A 20,722-nucleotide genomic window follows, 5' to 3' on the forward strand; every position below is an offset into this window, starting at 1 on the left:
CTTACCAGATCAATTCGGCCCGCGCTACTCCCGGATGTCGAGCGCGCGGCCGGTGGGGCTTGCAAATGTTTGCCAAGCCATGTCGGGCAATGTTGCAGACCTGCTCAATCAATGATTTTAGTCAATCCTGGAATGTACGCTCGGGTCGTTACAGTCCAGTGTTCTTGAGGCTGTGACCGCTGCGGGTTCTCGCTCGTTCCGGCAGATGGGTAGAATCGTTTCTTTTCCCTCGTTGAAGGAAGGCCAATGGCTCAGCCCTACAGTGCGCGCAGTCGTGCGATCGAACCGTTCCATGTGATGGCGCTGCTGGCGCGGGCCAATGAATTGCAGGCCGCCGGCCACGACGTGATCCACCTGGAAATCGGCGAACCGGACTTCACCACGGCCGAGCCGATCATCCGCGCCGGGCAACAAGCCCTGACGGCGGGCAAAACCCGCTACACCGCGGCCCGTGGCATTCCCGAGCTGCGCGAGGCGATTTCCGGCTTCTATCAAGCGCGCTACGGCCTGAGCATCGATCCTCGCCGGATTCTCATCACGCCCGGCGGTTCCGGCGCGCTGCTGCTGGCCAGCGCGTTGCTGGTGGATCCGGGCAAACACTGGCTGTTGGCCGACCCGGGCTATCCTTGCAACCGGCACTTTCTGCGACTGGTCGAGGGCGCGGCGCAGCTTGTGCCGGTCGGCCCGGACGTTCGCTATCAACTGACGCCGGATCTGGTGGCGCGCCACTGGGACCAAGACAGCGTCGGTGCGCTGGTCGCCTCGCCGGCCAATCCGACCGGTACGATTCTGACCCGCGATGAACTGGCCGGGTTATCCACAGCCATCAAGGCGCGTCACGGGCATCTGGTGGTGGACGAGATCTATCACGGCCTGACTTATGGCACCGACGCGGCCAGCGTTCTGGAGGTGGACGACAGCGCATTTGTCCTCAACAGTTTCTCCAAGTATTTCGGCATGACCGGATGGCGTCTTGGCTGGCTGGTGGCGCCAGATGCGGCGGTCAGTGAGCTGGAAAAGCTCGCGCAGAACCTCTACATCAGCGCGCCAAGCATGGCCCAGCATGCGGCGCTGGCCTGTTTCGAGCCGGACACCATCGCGATTCTTGAGGAGCGCCGCGCCGAATTCGGCCGTCGTCGCGACTTCCTGCTGCCGGCATTGCGTGAACTGGGTTTCAACATTGCCGTAGAGCCGGAAGGCGCGTTCTATTTGTATGCCGATATTAGCCAGTTCGGCGGCGATGCCTTCGCTTTCTGCCGACATTTTCTTGAAACCGAACATGTAGCGTTTACGCCGGGGCTGGACTTCGGTCGCTATCAGGCCGGTCATCATGTGCGCTTTGCCTACACGCAAAACCTCCCTCGCTTACAGGAAGCGGTGGAACGCATCGCTCGTGGCTTGAAGAGCTGGCAAAGCTGATGCGTTTTCATCCTCCTCTCGAAGAAGGCCGTTTGATCCGTCGTTACAAGCGTTTTCTCGCCGATATCGAAGCCGTTGGCGGCGAGTTGCTGACCATTCATTGCCCGAACACCGGCTCGATGCTCAATTGTCAGGTTGAGGGCGGGCAGGTCTGGTTCAGCCGTTCCAGTGATCCGAAGCGCAAGCTGCCCGGCACTTGGGAAGTCGGTGAAACACCGCAAGGCCGGCTGTTTTGCGTGAACACCGGACGCGCCAATGCACTGGTCGAGGAGGCCTTGCAGGCCGGCGTCATCAGTGAATTGAACGGGTTCACCGGGCTCAAGCGCGAAGTGGCGTACGGACAGGAAAAGAGCCGGATCGACTTTCGCCTCGACTACCCGACGGGCCCGGCGTATGTGGAAGTGAAAAGCGTCACCCTCGGGTTCGACGGCACGGCGGTAGCGGCGTTTCCCGATGCGGTGACAGAGCGCGGCGCCAAGCATTTGCGTGAACTGGCGCATCTGGCCCGGGACGGGATTCGTGCGGTGCAGTTGTACTGCGTCAATCTCACCGGTATCGAAGCAGTGCGACCGGCCGAGGAAATCGACTCGGCCTACGCCGCTGCGCTGCGCGAGGCTGTGGCGTGCGGAGTCGAAGTCCTGGCGTACGGCGTGCGTTTGAGCCATGAAGAAATGGTGGTCGACCGGCGCCTGGACGTGCTGCTCGGCGGTTAAACATCGATCCACAGCCCTTGTGCGTCTTCACGGCAGGGGATGGCCGTCAGCGATTGCCCGGCGCACGGTCCGGCGACACATTCTCCGTCCTCGATCAGAAACAGTGCGCCGTGGGTGGCGCACTGGATCAGGCTGTTGCTCGGATCCAGAAACTGGTCGGGGTGCCATTCCAGGTCAACGCCCCGATGCGGGCACCGATTGAGGTAGACATAGGCCTGCCCCGCGCGGCGCACGGCAAACAGTTTTTTCCCGTCGATGTCGAAACCGCGGCTGCCGCCCTCAACCAGATCGGCGCCCGCGCAGAGAAACTTCATGGCTATCCTCAAGTGTCGGCTCGTGTCCGGATATGTCCGAGCTTGACGTTCAAATGCAAACAATTATCAAATGGCCGCCTTCGCCCGTCGCGAGGTGGCCGCTGCCGAGGATACTTGGCCTGCCGTTACGATGCCCGGGAAAACCTTTCAAGGAAGCTGTTTATGCGCCTGACTACCCGCGTTGCCGTGCTGTGTGTCGGACTTTTGGCCAGCCACCAGGCTGCAGCGGCCGAGTTGCCGCAACGTTGGGTCAGCGCCGGCGGCGCGTTGTCGGAGTGGGTGAGTGCGCTGGGTGGTGAGTCCAGGTTAGTGGGCGTCGACACCACCAGCCAGCATCCGCAATCTCTCAAGTCGCTGCCGAGTATTGGATACCAGCGCAGTCTGTCGGCCGAAGGCATTCTCAGCCTGCGCCCGGACATCCTGATCGGCACCGAGGAAATGGGCCCGCCGCCAGTGATCTCGCAGGTTCGCAGTGCCAAGGTGCAGGTGGAGTTGTTCTCGGCTCAGCCGGATCTGCCGACGCTGGAGAAAAACGTTACCCATCTGGGGCAGTTGTTGGGCGCCGAAAGCCAGGCCGCCCAGTTGTTGCAAGGTTATCAACAGCAACTCGATGCGCAAAAGACTCGTGTAGCTGAAGCCCAGACCAAGCAGAAAGCGCCGGGCGTGCTGTTGGTGCTCGGCCATGCCGGCGGCAAACCGCTGATCGCCGGCAAGGACACCGCCGCCGACTGGCTGCTGCAACAGGCGGGCGGGCATAACCTTGCGACCCACACCGGTTACAAGCCGTTTTCCGTCGAGTCCCTTGCCAGTCTCGATCCTGAAGTGCTGGTGTTCGCCGACCGTGCGCTGACTGGCGAGGCGGCGAAAGTGGCGCTGTTCAAGGAAAATCCGATCCTCAATTCCAGCCGTGCGGCCAGGACCGGACGCGTGCTGGAGCTGGACCCGACGTTACTGGTAGGCGGGCTCGGGCCGCGTTTGCCGGCTGCACTGAAGACCCTGTCTGACGGTTTCTACCCGACCCAGAGCGGCCAATGACCACGCTGGTCAAACCCCGTGGTTTGTTCATTGGCCTGATCCTGTTGTGTCTGTTGGCGATCTGGCTGTCGCTGGCGTTGGGGCCGGTCAGTCTGCCGTTGTTCGATACCTTGCGCGCTGCACTGCGCCTGATCGGGGTGCCGCTGGCGCCGGACGGTCTGGAACAGGCTGAACTGATTCTCGGGCAGATTCGTCTGCCGCGTACATTGCTCGGATTGGCCGTTGGTGGAGTCCTGGCGCTGTCCGGGGTGGCGATGCAGGGGCTGTTTCGCAATCCGCTGGCTGATCCCGGCTTGGTTGGCGTGTCCAGTGGTGCTGCTCTAGGCGCTGCGGTGGCAATTGTCGGTGGATCGTTTTTTGGTGGGTTGCCCGAATGGTTCGGGCCTTATCTGCTGTCGGTTTGCGCGTTTCTTGGCGGGCTCGGGGTAACGGCGCTGGTTTATAGACTCGGCCGCCGCAACGGGCAGACCAATGTCGCAACCATGTTGCTGGCGGGGATTGCCCTGACGGCTTTGGCCAGTTCGGCGGTGGGGCTGTTTACCTATCTGGCCGACGACGCGACATTGCGCACGTTGACGTTCTGGAACCTGGGCAGCCTTAACGGCGCGAGCTATGCGCGGTTGTGGCCGCTGCTGATCATCACTGCCGGTGTTGCACTTTGGCTTCCACGTCGGGCGAAGGCGCTCAATGCGTTGCTGCTCGGCGAATCGGAAGCCGGGCATCTGGGGATCGATGTCGAGCGGCTCAAGCGCGAACTGGTGTTCTGCACGGCGCTGGGTGTCGGCGCGGCGGTGGCAGCGGCGGGGATGATCGGTTTTGTCGGATTGGTGGTGCCGCATCTGGTGCGCTTGCTCGCGGGGCCGGATCATCGGGTGTTGCTGCCGGCATCGGTGCTGGCCGGGGCGAGCCTGTTGCTGCTGGCGGATCTGGTGGCGCGGCTGGCGCTGGCGCCGGCGGAGCTGCCGATCGGCATTGTCACCGCGTTCATCGGTGCGCCGTTCTTCCTTTATCTGTTACTGCGAGGGCGTGCCTGATGTTGCGTGCGCACAACCTGCATATCCGCCGTGGCCGCAAGACCGTTCTGGCCGACGTCAGCCTGCAACTCGAACCGGGCGAGGTGCTTGGTGTGCTGGGCCCCAATGGCGCCGGCAAAAGTACCTTGCTCGGCGCGTTATGCGGTGAGCTGAGTGCACACGACGGGGAAGTGCTGCTGGACGGTGAGGCATTGAGCCATTGGAGCGGCACTCAGCGCGCCCAGCGGCTGGCCGTGTTGCCGCAGGTATCGACCCTGGATTTCGCTTTTCGTGTCGAAGAAGTGGTCGGCATGGGGCGGCTGCCTTATCAGAGCGGACGTTTGCGCGATGCGGAGATCGTCGCTGACGCTTTGCGGGCGGCCGATGCGGGGCATCTGAGCGGCCGCAGTTATCTGGCGCTGTCTGGCGGCGAGCGTCAGCGGGTGCATCTGGCGCGGGTGCTGGCGCAACTGTGGCCGGGGCAGACGGGGCAGACGTTGCTGCTCGACGAGCCGACGTCGATGCTTGATCCGTTACATCAACACACGACGCTGCAGGCGGTGCGCGAATTTGCCGATCGTGGCGCAGCGGTGCTGGTGATCCTGCATGATCTGAATCTGGCGGCGCGCTATTGTGATCGCATCCTGCTGCTGGAAGGCGGACGGCCGGTCGCACTGGATACGCCGCAGCAGGTTTTGCGTCCGGAATCACTGAAGGCGGTTTTCGGTCTGGAAGTGTTGGTGCAGTTGCACCCGGAGCGCGGGCATCCGCTGATCATCGCCCGTTGATTTCGTCATCGAGGTGAGGGTATGCGCGGGATTTTGCTATTGGCGGTGTTGTGGCTTGCGGGTTGCCAGCATGTTGCGGCGCCGCCGGTCGTGGGCGAGATCCGTGATTTGCGCAGCGGCGAGAGTCTGACGGCACAGCAATTACTGACGCAGCTCAGCAGATCGGCGCGGATGATTATCGGCGAACAGCATGACAGCGCCGATCACCATGCTCTTCAATTGTGGTTGCTGCAGAACCTTCAAGAAACGCGCCCCCAGGGCAGTCTCCTGCTGGAAATGTTGACGCCCGATCAACAGTCGCGGGTTGATGATGTGCGGCATGCCGCAACGCCGCCGGCCGATCTTCCTGCTGCATTGGCCTGGCAGGACGGTTGGGACTGGAATCTCTACGGACCGATTGTGCGATTCGCCCTGACGCAATCCTGGCCGTTGCTGGCGGCCAATCTCGATAACATCGAAATTCGCGCGCTCTATCGTGATCCTCCGGTTTTGAGCGGTGAACGCAGCAACGCCGAGTCGGTGAAAGAGACGCTGTTGGAGCAGATTGGCGATTCTCACTGCGGCTTGCTGCCGTCATCACAAATGCCGGCGATGCTGGCCGTTCAGCAGCAACGGGATCGGCGCATGGCCTCGCGTTTGTTGGCGGCGCCCGCGCCTGCGTTGTTATTGGCGGGTGTGTTTCACGCGCGCAAGGATGTGGGCGTGTCGCTGCATGTGCTGGATCTGGGCGCGCCCGAAGCGCCCACGGTGTTGATGCTGGCGGAGCAGGGCAGTCAGGTTACGGCGGCGATGGCTGATTATGTCTGGTACACACCGGCCAGACCGAAACCGGATTATTGCGCCGAAATGCGTAAGCAGTTCAGTAAGCAGTGACTTTTCCACAGGCAAAAAAAGACCCGGTAAAAACCGGGTCAAATAACCGTGATTAGCCTGATGAGGAGATAATCTGAGAGTCCGAACCAAGGGCTTTTCAGAATATCGACTGATCTCGCGACCAGTTGTGATAATCATAGCGATTCTCATTACCAAGTCAACTGCTGTTTTTTCATTTCTGTCGTTTTGTCCCGGCAATGGCGTTGACGCTCTCTGAATATGGGGGGCAGGTCTGGGCTGTGAGCTGTTTGTTGAGCTGGTCGATACGCCGCGCCATGCTTTCGATCAGGCTGTGGGCAATTTTCGGATTGGTGCGGGTCATGCTCAGAAACTGATCGCCGGGAATCAGCATTACAGTGCTCGCCTCCCGGGCAATGACCGTCGCGTTGCGCGGCTCGCCAGTGAACACCGCCATTGCGCCGAATATTTCATCCTTGAGCACGTCACCTACCTTGTGCCCGTTCACAAACGCTTCGGCGTGTCCTTCGATGATCACGAACACATGATCGGCGGTGTCGCCCTGGCGAATCAGGACGTCCCCGGCCTCGACTCGCTTGAAACCATTGGTGCTGCGAAACTCACGTGGCTTGAACTCGGCAACGGCGTGAGCCAACAGTGCCATTTGCCCGAGCAGGTAATGCAGAAACTGCTCCGAGCGCGACGAGTCGCCGTACACATGCTGAAACAAATCGCCTCGGCGAAAAGGCAGTAATCTCACCGGGTTTTCCGCGCACAAGCTGCAATCCGCCCATTCCGGCCCCTGTTGCAGGCCGATCAAATCTCCTTCGTGCCAGTAGAACAAGCCGCGACCACTGAGTCGGCCGGTGATGACACCCTCCGTCAGCAAAAACAACTGGTCGTCCGGCAAGCGCGCCAATAGGTCATCCGTGGCTTCCAGTTCCAGGGCCGGCCCACACGATGCGAGGCCTTCCAGCAATTGCGCAGGCAGGCTCTGCAAGCGGTTGATCAATGCGTCGGCCTGTGCCGATTGTTCCCCGAGCAAGTACATGACGGTCGATACCGGTTAGTTCTTGTGGCGAGAGGAAATGGCTTCCAGCTGCCGGTTCAGCGCATCCTTGCGTTCGGCGGGGATGTCATTCCAGTGCACATCCATCAACGCCCCTTCGATCGCGTACAACAACACCTTCGACGCCCGAAACCCGCGAGTGCGCACGGCCCGGTAGGCATCTACCGCGCCGAGGCGGCGCAGATCCGAGGCGCTATGGATGCCCACGGCATGCAGCCATTGCGCCGACGTCTTGCCAAGATTCTTCAGGTGTTGCAGTTCATCATTCATCAAGCCTCCTTGCGACGGCCGAATGGTGCGTGGGCGAGCTTCTCAGGAGTGTAGCCATCAGTAGGAAAAGCGTGGTTGTTTGGTCGGATTCAACGCAAACGCTTCTAAGAAACGTCAGTTTCTGCTGATGAGTCAGGATGGGGAGGACGAGCGAGAGTTACGAATAGCACGCAGTCCAGCGCAAGGCGGGGGCGCTGGACGAGTTTGGAAGTTCCGAGACTCAGCGAGTGCGATAACGCAGGCGCGTACCGAAATTCATCGACATCAGGATTTCGTCGGCACTCAGCTCCGGCGGGAAGTAAGCACCGGAGATCTGCGCATGAGCCAGGCTCGCACCTTCCAGCGAAGCATTGCGAAAGTCGATGCCGCGCAGGTCGGCGGAACGGAAGTAGGCGTCCCGGAAATCCACACCATCGGCGTTCAGTTCACGCAGGTCGAGGCCACGAAAATCACCGCCAACCATGTCGATCGGGCCGTCTTTCGGGCGTTCATTGTTGAAACCTGTGATGTCGTCTTTGTGCAGCAAGGCATAAAGCGGGGTGTCGAGAAGTTTCGGCTGGCTCATGTCAAATCACCTGTTGGTTTTATGACGCCAGTATAGTGCCACTATTTGACGGCCGTGAAGCGAGCGAGGGCTTCACGGCCGAAATAGTTTCTTACAGACCTGGCAGGCGCTGGCGGATTTGCGCCACGACGGTGTCCAGAGTGCCGGATTCATTGGTCTGCACGCGTTTGCTGCGCAGGATTTCTTCCGGTGTCAGGGCTTCGCGGTTCGCCTGTTGTGCTTCGATCACGGCGAGGGTGGCGTCGGACGGATCTTTCTTGTCCGCCTGGCGAATCGCCAACCAGCTCTCGATCACTGCCTGTGGAGCGTTGCAGTCGAGGATCAGGAACGGCGCGCCAGTGGCTTCAGCGACCTTGGCGGCGTTGTCGCGTTGTTCGCGCTTGAGGTAAGTGGCGTCGATCACCACCGGGAAACCGGCGTGCAGGATCACTTCGGCGATTTCATGCAGCCGAGCATAAGTCGCAGCGCTGGCATCGGCGCTGTAGATCCCGGCCTGAACATCATTTGCAACGGTTTGCTCGCCGAACAGGCGTTTGCGCTCGACATCGGAACGCAGACGGATCGCGCCCAGCGCTTCGACCAGACGCATGGCCACATGGCTTTTGCCGACAGCGGAAACGCCATGGGTGATTGCCATGAAGCGCGAAGGAATGGTGCTGTAGCTTTCCGCCAGGTTGGCATAGTTGCGGTATTGGCGAAGGGTTGTGGCGCGCTGCACCGGAGTCGCATCGGCCGGCATGCTGAACAGTGCGACTTTCGCACGCACCAGGGCGCGGTAAGCCTTATAGAAGTTCAGCACTTCCAGGCCTTGGTAGTCGCCGGTCAGTTCCAGGTACTGGCTGACGAAGCGACGGGCCAAGGATTTCAGGCCACGGTCTTCCAGATCCATCGCCAGGAAGCCGGTGTCGGCCCACACGTCGGTGAAGCGGAACGGTTCGTTGAATTCGATGCAGTCGAAGATCACGACCTTGCCGTCGATCAGCGTGGCGTTGCCCAAGTGAATGTCACCGTGGCACTCGCGAGTGAAACCGTCGGCCTTGCGTTGGGCGAGCAGCGGTTTCAGACGATCGAAACTGCTTTCAGCCCACGCTTGCAGGGCGTCGAGTTGCAGCAGATCGTTCTTGTCGCTGAGGAATGGCAGGATCTGTTCGAAGTTCTGACGCACTGGCGCCATCACGCTGTCAGGCGTGCCGGCATCGTGCTCGGCCGGGACTTTCGGCGCGTTGAGGTGGAAGCGGGCGATCTGCTCGGCCATCGCGTCGATGTGCGCGGTGGTCAACTCGCCGTTGGCTTGCAGGGTGCTGAGCAGGCCGGTTTGCGGGAACTGGCGCATTTTCAGCACGTATTCGATGGCCGGACCTTCGCCGCCCAGTTGCGGGGCTTCGGCGCTGCCGGTCACTGGAATCACTTCCAGATACAAGTCGTCGGTCAGGCGCTGGTTCAGGCGCAGCTCTTCGCTGCAGAAGTGCTCACGGGAGTCGAGGCTGGTGAAGTCGAGGAAACCGAAATTCACCGGTTTCTTCACTTTATAAGCGTAGGGACCGGTGAGCAGCACCCACGAGATATGGGTTTCGATGACCTGGAACCCTTCGACGGGATGCGGGTAGAGGGCCGGGTTTTGCAGGGCAGCGATCAGGGACTGGCTCACGGACGATCCTTCAGAGACTGGGGGAAATTCAAGGCGCTCATTATGGCCGCTCGCCAGCCCGACGCAAACCTCGGCGCGCTCCTGTTGAGTATGAATAAAGTGCGTATAATCCGCCGCCATGACTCGTACTCGATCCCCCCGTACCCCAAAAAAACCAGCTTCCCGGGGCCTGCGCCCATGGTTGGGCTGGGCCCTTAAACTCAGTCTGGTCGGCCTTGTTGTGCTGGCTGGCTTCGCCGTTTACCTCGATGCCGTGGTGCAGGAGAAGTTCTCCGGCAAGCGCTGGACCATCCCGGCCAAGGTGTACGCGCGTCCGCTCGAGCTGTTCGTCGGACAGAAGCTGAGCAAGGACGATTTCCTGACCGAGCTCGATGCCTTGGGCTATCGCCGCGAAGCCGTCAGCAACGGTCCTGGCGCTGCATCGGTCAATGGCAACACGGTTGATCTGAATACCCGTGGCTTCCAGTTCTATGAAGGCCTTGAGAAACCGCAGTCGGTGCGCGTGCGTTTCTCCGGCGATTACGTGGCCGAACTCTCGGCGACCAACGGTTCGAAGCTCTCCGTGGTGCGCCTGGAGCCGCTGATGATCGGCGGCATCTACCCGAAAAACCTGGAAGACCGGATTCTGATCAAGCTCGATCAGGTGCCGCCGTATCTGCTGGAAACCCTGGTCGCCGTCGAAGACCGGGATTTCTACAGCCACTGGGGCGTGTCGCCGAAATCGATTGCCCGCGCCGTTTGGGTCAACACCTCGGGCGGCAAGATGACTCAGGGCGGCAGTACGCTGACCCAGCAACTGGTCAAGAACTTCTACCTCACCAATGAACGCAGCCTCACCCGCAAGCTCACCGAAGCGATGATGGCGATGCTGCTCGAGCTGCATTACGACAAAAAGGAAATCCTTGAGGCTTACCTCAACGAAGTCTTTGTCGGTCAGGACGGTCAACGTGCGGTGCACGGTTTCGGTCTGGCCAGCCAGTTTTTCTTCGCCCAGCCCTTGTCCGAGTTGAAGCTGCACCAGGTCGCGCTGTTGGTTGGCATGGTCAAAGGCCCGTCCTATTACAACCCGCGTCGCAACCCGGAACGGGCGCTGGAACGACGCAATCTGGTGCTCGACGTGCTTGAGCAACAGGGCGTCGCTTCCGCCGAACAGGTCGCCGCTGCGAAGAAAATGCCGCTTGGCGTGACCACGCGCGGCAAGCTGGCGGACAGTTCTTTCCCGGGCTTCATCGATCTGGTCAAGCGCCAGTTGCGTGAAGACTATCGCGACGAAGACTTGACCGAAGAAGGCCTGCGGATCTTCACCAGTTTCGATCCGATCCTGCAGATGAAAGCTGAAGCGTCGGTCAACGACACCTTCAAGCGTCTGTCCGGTCGCAAGGGTTCCGACGACGTGGAAGCGGCGATGGTCGTGACCAATCCGGAAACCGGTGAAGTCCAGGCCATGATCGGCAGCCGTCAGGCGAGTTTTGCCGGGTTCAACCGGGCACTGGATGCGGTGCGGCCGATCGGCTCGCTGATCAAGCCGGCGGTTTATCTGACGGCACTGGAGAAACCGAGCCAGTACACGCTGACCAGTTGGCTGTCGGACGACCCGCTTTCAATCAAAGGTGCGGACGGTCAGGTCTGGAAACCGCAGAACTATGACCGTCGCTCCCACGGCACGGTATTCCTGTACCAGGGGCTGGCGCATTCCTACAACCTGTCGACCTCGCGTCTGGGTCTGGCGGTCGGCGTTCCGAATGTCCTCAAAACGCTCGCGCGACTGGGCGTGACCCGCGAGTTTCCGGCGTTCCCGTCGATGCTGCTTGGCGCTGGGGGCATGACCCCGATCGAAGTGGCGACGATGTACCAGACCCTGGCCAACGGTGGCTTCAATACGCCGATGCGCGGGATCCGCAGCGTGCTGACTGCCGAGGGCGAGCCGCTCAAGCGTTATCCGTTCCAGATCGAGCAGCGTTTCGATCCGGCCTCGATCTACCTGATCCAGAACGCCATGCAGCGGGTCATGCGTGAAGGTACCGGCAGTTCGGTTTATAACGTGTTGCCAAGAACCCTGACACTGGCGGGCAAGACCGGCACCAGTAACGATTCGCGCGACAGCTGGTTCGCCGGTTTCAGCCAGGATCTGCTGGCGGTGGTCTGGCTCGGCCGCGACGACAACGGCAAGACCCCGTTCACCGGAGCCACCGGTGCGTTGCAGGTCTGGACCAGCTTCATGCGCAAGGCCGATCCGCTGCCGTTGGACATGCCGCAGCCGGATAACGTGGTGCAGGCCTGGGTTGATTCGCGCACCGGTCAAGGCTCCGATGCCAACTGTCCGGGCGCCGTGCAGATGCCGTATATTCGCGGCAGCGAACCGCCACCCGGCGCCTCCTGCGCGAGCGAAAGCCCGGCATCGGGCGAGTCGGTGATGGATTGGGTCAAGGGCTGGATGAATTAAGCGAAGAGGGTTTCAAGTGAACAAGTGGTTGATTCCAGCGGTGACCGCCGTGGCTTTGCTCAGCGGCTGTTCCACCGTACAGCGTGGTTCGATTCCGGTCGTGGATGCCGGTACCGCCGTGTCCAACAGCGAGCGCATTTCGGCCAATGGCGGTTTCCGTCAAACGACGGTGAAACGTCCTGCACAGGCCCAGACCCAGGCAATTCCGCAAGGCGATACCGGTGTGGTGGTAATGGTGCCGGGCGGCGCAGCGACGTCGACACCGATCAGCACCTCGCCGATCGTTCCGGGCCCGGCGTCTGGCGGTATCACGCCGGGGCCATATAACCCTTCACCGGTCGAGTCGGCGCCGATCAACTCCGGCAGCTACAGCATGCCTTCGACGCCGAGCGGCATTCCTTCAGCCAGCAGCGGCGGCGGTCTGTCTGCCGATGAACAGCTGGACGGCCCGGTACTCGCACTTTTGACCACAGCGCAACAGCAGCAGGCCGGTGGCGACCTCAACGGAGCGTCCTCCAGCCTGGAGCGCGCCCAGCGTGTAGCGCCGCGCGAGCCGCAAGTGCTGTACCGTCTGGCGCAGGTGCGCATGGCCCAGGGCGATGCACCGCAAGCCGAGCAGACCGCACGTCGTGCACTGACCATGGCCAATGGTCGTCCGGACTTGCAGGCCAGCCTGTGGGAATTGATCGCTCAGGCCCGTGAGAAGCAAGGTGATTCCGCCGGCGCCACTCTGGCCCGTCAGAAGGCCAAGGTGTCGCTGTGATGGACAGTCGCTTCTCCAAGGTCGCCGATCAATTGCTGTTGATCGAACGTGAACTGCGCGCCCAGGGCTGGTGGGATGACGTCCAGCCCTCGGTCGAAGCCCTGAGCAGCGTCGAGCCGTTTTCGGTCGATACTCTCGAGTTCGAGCAGTGGCTGCAATGGATCTTCCTGCCGCGGATGAAGATGATCCTCGAGCAGAATCTGCCATTGCCCAATGCCTCGGGAATTCAGGAGATGGCCGAGATGGTTTTTGCTCAGCGCAGCGTGCAAGGCAAGGATCGGCAGCTTCAGGTGTTGCTCAAAGAGTTCGACCTGTTGATTACTGCTTCGCGCTGAACCGGGAGCTGCCAGTCGTTACTGGCAGTTTTCCGCAATCTGTTTTTGTGCCTCCGCAATACGTTGCTGGCGCTGGTCGTCGCTCAGTCGCCTCAATTCCCCCTCCACTTCCTCCCTCAAGCGCGGATTGTTCTGCAGTTGCGCGAGGTTCGTGCGCGCCTGTTCGCAAAATGCCCTGAGTTGGTTTTGTTGCTCGGCCACTTGCTGCTTGACCTTGTCATCGATGGCTTTCTGATCGCCCACCGCGCCGCTGCCGGATAACGCCGCCGGTTTTGGTGGAGGTGAGGAGGGTGTCTCCAGGGCCGTGGATGGTTGCCCCTGTGGTGGCTGCTGATCGAAATGGGTAATGCCCTGGGCGTCGACCCATTTGTAGATTTGAGCGGCCATGCACCATGGGCTGGCGCTGATTAGTAGAGTCAGGAGAAGCGTTCGCATGCTGATTCCTTGGCAAAACTGCGCAATTGAAGCTAACAGAGTAGCGGTTTCCAGGTTTTTTCTTGCGTTCTCATGTGCTTACCCACAATTAAGCACATTCACGACTTGACTTGGAGAGGGCGAAACAGAAGAATCCAAAGTCCGCTGTACAGGGACTGCCAGAAGCAGACCCTCTCGGCAGATCATGAGGCGCATATCCGCGTCGACCTGTTACACCCGCAACGCGTTACCTCGCGCTGGGTGGGAAAGGCCCGCAACACTTGGGACGATCCCAATACTTGCTCAGTCAGTGCTGACGTAGTCGGCGACCACCGTCGCTCATGCTCTGCCGAGAAGTAAACCTATTAAGACCCGTTCGCTTTTTTGTGGACGGTATTCTGGCGTTTTAGAGGTGAACAACGTGGAGCTTTTATCTGGCGGTGAGATGCTCGTCCGCTTTTTGCGTGACGAAGGCGTCAAATATATCTACGGGTACCCGGGTGGTGCTCTTCTTCATGTTTACGATGCCCTGTTCAAAGAACCGGAAGTGACCCACATCCTGGTTCGTCACGAACAAGCGGCTACCCATATGGCTGACGGTTACGCCCGTGCCACCGGTAAAGCCGGCGTGGTATTGGTGACTTCCGGTCCAGGCGCCACGAACGCCATCACCGGTATCGCCACCGCCTATATGGACTCGATTCCAATGGTGATCATTTCCGGTCAGGTGCCAAGCACCATGGTCGGCACCGATGCGTTCCAGGAAACCGACATGATCGGTATCTCCCGGCCGATCGTGAAGCACAGCTTCATGATCAAGCACGCTTCGGAAATCCCGGAAGTCATGAAGAAAGCCTTCTATCTGGCGCAATCCGGTCGTCCGGGCCCGGTCGTGGTCGATATTCCGAAAGACATGACCAACCCGGCCGAGAAGTTCGAATACGTCTTCCCGAAGAAAGCCAAACTGCGCTCCTACAGTCCGGCCGTTCGCGGTCATTCCGGGCAAATCCGCAAGGCGGCAGAAATGCTCCTGGCGGCCAAACGTCCCGTGCTGTACTCCGGCGGTGGCGTGATCCTCGGCAACGGCTCCGCGCCGCTGACCGAACTGGCAAAAATGCTTAACCTGCCGGTTACCAACACCTTGATGGGGCTGGGTGCCTACCCTGGCACTGATCGTCAGTTCATCGGCATGCTCGGCATGCACGGTAGCTACACCGCCAACCTGGCGATGCACCATGCCGACGTGATCCTGGCGGTCGGTGCGCGTTTCGATGATCGCGTGATCAACGGCGCGCCGAAGTTCTGCCCGAACGCCAAGATCATTCACATCGACATCGACCCGGCTTCGATTTCCAAGACCATCAAGGCCGACGTGCCGATCGTTGGTCCGGTGGAGAGTGTCCTGACCGAAATGGTCTCGATCCTCAAGGAAATCGGCGAAACCCCGAACAAGGAAGCGGTCGCCAGCTGGTGGAAACAGGTTGACGAGTGGCGTGGTGATCGTGGCCTGTTCCCTTACGACAAGGGCGACGGCAGCAAGATCAAGCCACAGACCGTGATTGAAACCCTGTGCGAAGTGACCAAGGGCGACGCCTTTGTGACCTCCGACGTGGGCCAGCACCAGATGTTTGCTGCGCAGTACTACAAGTTCAACAAGCCGAACCGCTGGATCAACTCCGGTGGCCTGGGCACGATGGGCTTCGGCCTGCCGGCGGCGATGGGTATCGCTCTGAGCTTTCCTGACACCGATGTTGCGTGCGTCACCGGTGAAGGCAGTATCCAGATGAACATCCAGGAACTGTCGACCTGCCTGCAATACGGTTTGCCGGTCAAGATCGTCATCCTGAACAACGGTGTTCTGGGCATGGTTCGTCAGTGGCAGGACATGAGTTACGGCAGCCGTCACTCACACTCCTACATGGAATCCTTGCCTGACTTCGTCAAGCTGGCTGAAGCCTATGGCCACGTCGGCGTGCGCATCACCGAATCGAAAGATTTGAAGTCGAAGATGGAAGAGGCGTTCGCCATGAAAGATCGCCTGGTGGTGATCGACATTTCGGTCGACACCAGCGAGCACGTCTATCCGATGCAGATCAAAGACGGCTCCATGCGCGATATGTGGCTGAGCAAGACGGAGCGTACCTAATCATGCGGCACATTATTTCCTTGCTTCTGGAAAACGAACCTGGTGCTTTGTCTCGCGTAGTCGGCCTGTTCTCGCAGCGCAACTACAACATTGAAAGCCTGACCGTGGCGCCAACCGAAGACCCGACCCTGTCGCGTCTGACACTGACCACCGTCGGCCACGATGAAATCATCGAGCAGATCACCAAAAACCTGAACAAGCTGATCGAAGTGGTCAAGCTGGTGGACCTGTCGGAAAGCGCTCACATCGAACGCGAACTGATGCTGGTCAAGGTCAAGGCCACTGGCGCCCAGCGCGCCGAGATCAAACGCACCACCGATATTTACCGTGGACAGATCGTCGACGTCAGCGCCAGCGTTTATACCGTTCAACTGACCGGTACCAGCGACAAGCTCGACAGCTTCATTCAGTCCATCGGCACCGCATCGATTCTGGAGACTGTCCGCAGTGGCGTCACCGGTATTGCCCGCGGCGACAAAGTACTCAGCATCTAAACCAAATTAGCGAATGGCCTGAGCGGCCTGGATATAAAGGGGAAATTCATGAAAGTTTTCTACGATAAAGACTGCGACCTGTCGATCATCCAGGGCAAGAAAGTTGCCATCATCGGTTACGGTTCGCAGGGTCACGCTCAAGCGTGCAACCTGAAAGACTCCGGTGTCGACGTTACTGTTGGTCTGCGTAAAGGTTCGGCTACCGTTGCCAAGGCTGAAGCCCACGGCCTGAAAGTGACCGACGTGGCGGCCGCTGTTGCCGGTGCCGACCTGGTCATGATCCTGACCCCGGACGAGTTCCAGTCCCAGCTTTACAAGAACGAAATCGAGCCGAACATCAAGAAAGGCGCCACCCTGGCCTTCTCCCACGGCTTCGCGATCCACTACAACCAGGTTGTTCCGCGTGCCGACCTCGACGTGATCATGATCGCGCCGAAAGCCCCGGGCCACACCGTACGTTCCGAGTTCGTGAAAGGCGGCGGTATCCCTGACCTGATCGCGATCTACCAGGACGCCTCCGGCAACGCCAAGAACGTTGCACTGTCCTACGCCGCCGGTGTTGGTGGCGGTCGTACCGGCATCATCGAAACTACTTTCAAGGACGAGACTGAAACCGACCTGTTCGGCGAACAAGCCGTTCTGTGCGGCGGTACCGTTGAGCTGGTAAAAGCCGGTTTCGAAACTCTGGTTGAAGCTGGCTACGCGCCGGAAATGGCCTACTTCGAGTGCCTGCACGAACTGAAACTGATCGTTGACCTCATGTATGAAGGCGGTATCGCCAACATGAACTACTCGATCTCCAACAACGCTGAATACGGCGAGTACGTGACAGGTCCGGAAGTGATCAACGCCGAATCCCGTCAGGCCATGCGCAACGCCCTGAAACGTATTCAGGACGGCGAATACGCCAAAATGTTCATCAGCGAAGGCGCAACCGGCTACCCTTCGATGACCGCCAAGCGTCGTAACAACGCCGCTCACGGTATCGAGATCATCGGCGAGCAACTGCGCTCCATGATGCCGTGGATCGGTGCCAACAAGATCGTCGACAAAGCCAAAAACTAAGTCGTAGATCCTTGCATGAAAAAACGCGGCCTAGGCCGCGTTTTTTCGTATGGGCGAGCGGTTCTGGTATAAAGCTGCATCGTTTGTGGCCGAACCGTCGTCCCAGGCGCCTGTCGAAAATGTCCAATCCGTTGCAAGGTACTGTCCATGAGCGAACGTCCCGAAGAGCCGAACCAGGCTTCCGACGCCGAAAGCCTGCTGCCCATCGATGAGCACATCGAAGAAGGGCATGACGCAGAAGGCCGTAAAGTCCGGCATCGTGGTATCTATCTTCTGCCGAATCTGTTCACCACTGCGAACTTGTTCGCAGGGTTCTATTCCATCATCAACTCGATGAGTGCCCAGGCTGCATTGAGCGCCGGGGATGCCGCGAATGCGAGCAAATACTTTGCCTTTGCCGCCATCGCGATTTTCGTCGCCATGGTGCTCGATGGTCTCGATGGTCGCGTGGCGCGCATGACCAATACCCAAAGTGCGTTTGGTGCCGAGTACGACTCGTTGTCGGACATGGTTGCCTTCGGCGTCGCCCCCGCGTTGCTGGCTTTTGGCTGGGCGCTGGGTGACATGGGCAAGGTCGGCTGGATGGTTGCCTTCATTTACGTGGCGGGTGCGGCATTGCGTCTGGCGCGCTTCAACACTCAGGTGGGGACCGCCGACAAACGCTACTTCATCGGTCTGGCCAGCCCGGCTGCTGCCGGTGTGGTTGCCGGGATTGTCTGGGCGTTCAGCGATTACGGGATCCAGGGTTCGAAGATGTCATTCCTGGTTGCGTTGATGGTAGCGGCCGCCGGCATGCTGATGGTCAGCAATATCAAATACAACAGCTTCAAGGAGCTGGATCTGAAGGGGCGTGTGCCTTTCGTGGCTATCCTTGCAGTGGTGCTGGTGTTTGCCGTGGTGTTCAGCGATCCGCCTCGCATTCTGCTGCTGGTGTTCCTCGCCTACGCCGCTTCGGGCCCGGTGCAGTACTTGTTGCATCTTCGTCGTCACAAACACACCGAGTGATGTAATTTCCCTCATACTCCGCAGTCTATGGTGCATCTGTCCTCCAAAGCTGCGGAGTTGCCATGCTGATCAAAGTCCCTAAAGCGTCCGATTGCCATGAGTCGGACGTCACGCCTGAATCCATTTATCTCTCTCGTCGACAATTGCTCGGAGCGACTGCGGCCGGCTTGGCCATGAGCACTTTGCCGCGCTGGGCCAGTGCCGAAGAGGCTGCCCGCTATGCCGATGTCGAAGCCGGAAAGGCGCCCGCCTGGTTTGCCGAGAAGCTGCCCTCTGTCAAATGGGGGGCGGTGAACGTCAAGGATGAGGCGATTACGCCTTTCAAAGATGCGACCCATTACAACAACTTCTATGAGTTCGGCACCGACAAGGGGGATCCTGCGGCCAATGCCGGTTCGTTGAAAACCGAACCCTGGAGTGTTGTGGTGGACGGAGAGGTGGGTAAGCCGGGGCGTTATGCTCTGGAAGATTTCATGAAGCCTTACCAGCTGGAGGAGCGCATCTATCGCCTTCGTTGTGTCGAGGCATGGTCGATGGTGATTCCCTGGATCGGTTTCCCTGTTTCGGCACTGTTGAAGCAGGTAGAGCCTACCTCCAATGCCAAGTACATTCGCTTCGAAACCCTGCAGGATCCCAAGTCCATGCCCGGACAGCGTTCGGGATTTGCCCTGATCGACTGGCCTTATGTGGAAGGCTTGCGTCTGGATGAGGCGATGAATCCGTTGGCGATTCTGGCGGTGGGTATGTATGGCCGTGAATTGCCGAATCAGAACGGTGCACCGCTGCGTCTGGTAGTGCCATGGAAGTACGGCTTCAAGAGCGTCAAATCCATCGTGCGGATCAGTCTGGTCAGTGAGCAGCCGAAGACAACCTGGCAGAGCATTGCGTCTGATGAGTACGGGTTCTATGCGAATGTGAACCCTACAGTCGACCATCCACGTTGGACTCAGGCCCGGGAGCGGCGACTGCCCAACAGCCTGTTCAAGCCGAATGTGCGTGATACGCAGATGTTCAACGGCTACTCGGATGAGGTCGCTTCTTTATATACAGGGCTCGATCTGCGGAAGAACTACTGATGCGATATCCAATCTGGCGCGTAGGCGTTTTCCTGGCTGCGGCGATCTGGCCGCTGTTCTGGTTCTATCAGGCTTTTGCGGATCTGCTTGGGCCGGATCCGGGAAAAGTCCTGGTTGATCGATTGGGGCTTGGGACATTGGTATTGCTGTTGATCACGCTGAGTATGACGCCGCTGCAGAAACTGACGGGGTGGGCCGGATGGATTGCTGTGCGTCGGCAGTTGGGGCTCTGGTGTTTTGCCTATGTGGTTCTGCATCTCTTCAGCTATATGGCGTTCATTCTCGGTTTCGACTGGTCGCAACTGGGTGTCGAGCTGCGTAAGCGTCCCTACATCATTGTGGGTGCTCTGGGGTTTCTGGGGTTACTCGTATTGGCTGTTACCTCCAATCGATATAGTCAGCGCCTCTTAGGTGTCCGCTGGAAGAAGTTGCACCGGTTGGTGTACGTGATTCTCGGATTGGGATTGCTGCATATGCTGTGGATTGTGCGTGCTGACCTTAAGGAGTGGGCAATCTATGCCCTGATAGGTGTTTTCCTTTTGGCACTGCGTATTCCTCCTTTGACTCGCCGGATCCCTCGTTTGATGGGTAAAAAGCAGGTTTTTCAGGAAAAGCGAAATTAAGTGTTGACGGCAGATTCTGAGTCTCTATAATTCGCCCCACTTCCGGCGCAGTCGAAACGGAAAACTCCTTGAGATTCAGTGAGTTAAGCAGGTTTCGACGGTGGGTCGCTTCAGTTCGTCGAAGCCTGGAAGGCGTTGGAAATGCCGGTTTGCTGGGCGCTTTCAGCGATTCGATCTTCTCGGTCGAAAGCGAAGAAAAAGAGGTGTTGACAGCAGCGTGTAACGCTGTAGAATTCGCCTCCCGCTAACGAGAGATCGGAAGCGCAAGTGGTTGAAGTTGTTGAAGAAATCTTCAAAAACTTCTGAAAATAATCACTTGACAGTAAATGAGGCTGCTGTAGAATGCGCGCCTCGGTTGAGACGAAAGATCTTAACCAACCGCTCTTTAACAACTGAATCAAGCAATTCGTGTGGGTGCTTGTGGAGTCAGACTGATAGTCAACAAGATTATCAGCATCACAAGTTACTCCGCGAGAAATCAAAGATGTAACCAACGATTGCTGAGCCAAGTTTAGGGTTTCTTAAAAACCCAAAGATGTTTGAACTGAAGAGTTTGATCATGGCTCAGATTGAACGCTGGCGGCAGGCCTAACACATGCAAGTCGAGCGGATGAAAGGAGCTTGCTCCTTGATTCAGCGGCGGACGGGTGAGTAATGCCTAGGAATCTGCCTGGTAGTGGGGGACAACGTTTC

At 59.2% G+C, this 20,722-nt stretch carries 21 protein-coding genes and 1 rRNA gene; 16 read left to right on the top strand and 6 right to left on the bottom strand.

Annotation, left to right across the window (positions count from 1 at the left end):
* The first annotated feature begins 246 nt into the window (after positions 1-246).
* Together MKZ87_RS09730 and sfsA are read left to right on the top strand one after the other, a co-directional pair.
* Positions 247-1,419 carry a pyridoxal phosphate-dependent aminotransferase gene (locus MKZ87_RS09730; protein ID WP_266200733.1) on the top strand — a complete coding sequence of 391 codons (1,173 nt, stop codon included), beginning with the start codon at positions 247-249 and terminating at the stop codon, positions 1,417-1,419.
* Positions 1,419-2,132 (top strand): DNA/RNA nuclease SfsA, encoded by a 714-nt coding sequence (gene sfsA, locus MKZ87_RS09735; protein WP_266200734.1) that lies wholly within the window; start codon positions 1,419-1,421, stop codon positions 2,130-2,132. The genes MKZ87_RS09730 and sfsA overlap by 1 nt, the downstream gene beginning before the upstream one ends.
* Here the strand turns inward: sfsA and MKZ87_RS09740 are convergent.
* A complete protein-coding gene (locus MKZ87_RS09740) occupies positions 2,129-2,446 on the bottom strand; it encodes a Rieske (2Fe-2S) protein (RefSeq protein WP_266200736.1) in 318 nt (105 codons plus the stop codon). The two genes, sfsA and MKZ87_RS09740, sit on opposite strands and share 4 nt — an antisense overlap.
* A 162-nt stretch (positions 2,447-2,608) precedes the next feature.
* Between MKZ87_RS09740 and MKZ87_RS09745 the strand changes: the two genes are divergently transcribed.
* From MKZ87_RS09745 to MKZ87_RS09760, 4 genes are read left to right on the top strand one after another with little or no spacing between them, the layout of a single operon-like run.
* On the top strand, positions 2,609-3,481 hold the full coding sequence (locus MKZ87_RS09745; protein WP_266200738.1) for a heme/hemin ABC transporter substrate-binding protein: 873 nt from the start codon (positions 2,609-2,611) through the stop codon (positions 3,479-3,481).
* Between the two features lie 50 nt (positions 3,482-3,531).
* Positions 3,532-4,515, top strand: a complete 984-nt coding sequence (locus MKZ87_RS09750; RefSeq protein WP_176247740.1) for a FecCD family ABC transporter permease — start codon at positions 3,532-3,534, stop codon at positions 4,513-4,515.
* The gene (locus MKZ87_RS09755) at positions 4,515-5,282 is read left to right on the top strand and encodes a heme ABC transporter ATP-binding protein (protein ID WP_266200740.1); all 768 of its coding nucleotides are present in this window, start codon (positions 4,515-4,517) and stop codon (positions 5,280-5,282) included. The genes MKZ87_RS09750 and MKZ87_RS09755 overlap by 1 nt, the downstream gene beginning before the upstream one ends.
* A 21-nt stretch (positions 5,283-5,303) precedes the next feature.
* Complete coding sequence (locus tag MKZ87_RS09760; protein WP_266200742.1) at positions 5,304-6,155, top strand: ChaN family lipoprotein; 852 nt, start codon at positions 5,304-5,306, stop codon at positions 6,153-6,155.
* A 172-nt stretch (positions 6,156-6,327) separates the two neighbouring features.
* On the opposite strand, the gene MKZ87_RS09765 is transcribed toward MKZ87_RS09760, so the two are convergent.
* The 4 genes from MKZ87_RS09765 to MKZ87_RS09780 all read right to left on the bottom strand — a co-directional run bounded on the left by MKZ87_RS09765 (position 6,328) and on the right by MKZ87_RS09780 (position 9,665).
* Positions 6,328-7,164, bottom strand: a complete 837-nt coding sequence (locus MKZ87_RS09765) for a Crp/Fnr family transcriptional regulator (RefSeq protein WP_266200743.1) — start codon at positions 7,162-7,164, stop codon at positions 6,328-6,330.
* 15 nt (positions 7,165-7,179) lie between these two features.
* Positions 7,180-7,452, bottom strand: coding sequence for a TfoX/Sxy family protein (locus tag MKZ87_RS09770; RefSeq protein WP_085697486.1), 273 nt, complete (start codon positions 7,450-7,452; stop codon positions 7,180-7,182).
* 220 nt (positions 7,453-7,672) lie between these two features.
* Positions 7,673-8,017, bottom strand: coding sequence for a pentapeptide repeat-containing protein (locus MKZ87_RS09775; protein WP_007959639.1), 345 nt, complete (start codon positions 8,015-8,017; stop codon positions 7,673-7,675).
* A gap of 91 nt (positions 8,018-8,108) precedes the next feature.
* Positions 8,109-9,665 carry a bifunctional aminoglycoside phosphotransferase/ATP-binding protein gene (locus tag MKZ87_RS09780; RefSeq protein ID WP_266200744.1) on the bottom strand — a complete coding sequence of 519 codons (1,557 nt, stop codon included), beginning with the start codon at positions 9,663-9,665 and terminating at the stop codon, positions 8,109-8,111.
* Positions 9,666-9,783: 118 nt separating this feature from the next.
* Between MKZ87_RS09780 and mrcB the strand changes: the two genes are divergently transcribed.
* From mrcB to MKZ87_RS09795, 3 genes are read left to right on the top strand one after another with little or no spacing between them, the layout of a single operon-like run.
* Positions 9,784-12,108, top strand: a complete 2,325-nt coding sequence (gene mrcB, locus MKZ87_RS09785; RefSeq protein ID WP_266200745.1) for a penicillin-binding protein 1B — start codon at positions 9,784-9,786, stop codon at positions 12,106-12,108.
* A 16-nt stretch (positions 12,109-12,124) separates the two neighbouring features.
* On the top strand, positions 12,125-12,871 hold the full coding sequence (locus tag MKZ87_RS09790) for a tetratricopeptide repeat protein (protein ID WP_085697483.1): 747 nt from the start codon (positions 12,125-12,127) through the stop codon (positions 12,869-12,871).
* On the top strand, positions 12,871-13,206 hold the full coding sequence (locus MKZ87_RS09795; protein ID WP_085703192.1) for a YqcC family protein: 336 nt from the start codon (positions 12,871-12,873) through the stop codon (positions 13,204-13,206). The genes MKZ87_RS09790 and MKZ87_RS09795 overlap by 1 nt, the downstream gene beginning before the upstream one ends.
* Before the next feature lie 18 nt (positions 13,207-13,224).
* Here MKZ87_RS09795 and MKZ87_RS09800 read toward each other — a convergent pair whose 3' ends face one another.
* Positions 13,225-13,641 carry a DUF4124 domain-containing protein gene (locus tag MKZ87_RS09800; protein WP_085697481.1) on the bottom strand — a complete coding sequence of 139 codons (417 nt, stop codon included), beginning with the start codon at positions 13,639-13,641 and terminating at the stop codon, positions 13,225-13,227.
* A 400-nt stretch (positions 13,642-14,041) separates the two neighbouring features.
* Between MKZ87_RS09800 and MKZ87_RS09805 the strand changes: the two genes are divergently transcribed.
* The 7 genes from MKZ87_RS09805 to MKZ87_RS09835 all read left to right on the top strand — a co-directional run.
* On the top strand, positions 14,042-15,766 hold the full coding sequence (locus tag MKZ87_RS09805) for an acetolactate synthase 3 large subunit (protein ID WP_085697686.1): 1,725 nt from the start codon (positions 14,042-14,044) through the stop codon (positions 15,764-15,766).
* A gap of 2 nt (positions 15,767-15,768) precedes the next feature.
* Positions 15,769-16,260 (top strand): acetolactate synthase small subunit, encoded by a 492-nt coding sequence (gene ilvN / locus MKZ87_RS09810; RefSeq protein ID WP_003205610.1) that lies wholly within the window; start codon positions 15,769-15,771, stop codon positions 16,258-16,260.
* A gap of 48 nt (positions 16,261-16,308) precedes the next feature.
* A complete protein-coding gene (ilvC, locus tag MKZ87_RS09815) occupies positions 16,309-17,325 on the top strand; it encodes a ketol-acid reductoisomerase (protein WP_007959661.1) in 1,017 nt (338 codons plus the stop codon).
* 147 nt (positions 17,326-17,472) lie between these two features.
* A complete protein-coding gene (pssA, locus tag MKZ87_RS09820) occupies positions 17,473-18,330 on the top strand; it encodes a CDP-diacylglycerol--serine O-phosphatidyltransferase (protein ID WP_127799932.1) in 858 nt (285 codons plus the stop codon).
* Positions 18,331-18,392: 62 nt separating this feature from the next.
* Positions 18,393-19,406 carry a protein-methionine-sulfoxide reductase catalytic subunit MsrP gene (gene msrP, locus MKZ87_RS09825; RefSeq protein ID WP_266200750.1) on the top strand — a complete coding sequence of 338 codons (1,014 nt, stop codon included), beginning with the start codon at positions 18,393-18,395 and terminating at the stop codon, positions 19,404-19,406.
* Positions 19,406-20,029 (top strand): protein-methionine-sulfoxide reductase heme-binding subunit MsrQ, encoded by a 624-nt coding sequence (gene msrQ / locus MKZ87_RS09830; RefSeq protein ID WP_227233555.1) that lies wholly within the window; start codon positions 19,406-19,408, stop codon positions 20,027-20,029. The genes msrP and msrQ overlap by 1 nt, the downstream gene beginning before the upstream one ends.
* 541 nt (positions 20,030-20,570) lie before the next feature.
* Positions 20,571-20,722, top strand: a 16S ribosomal RNA gene (locus MKZ87_RS09835); the annotation flags it as partial.

Source organism: Pseudomonas sp. MCal1 (genome assembly GCF_026341415.1).
Classification (GTDB): Bacteria; Pseudomonadota; Gammaproteobacteria; order Pseudomonadales; family Pseudomonadaceae; genus Aquipseudomonas.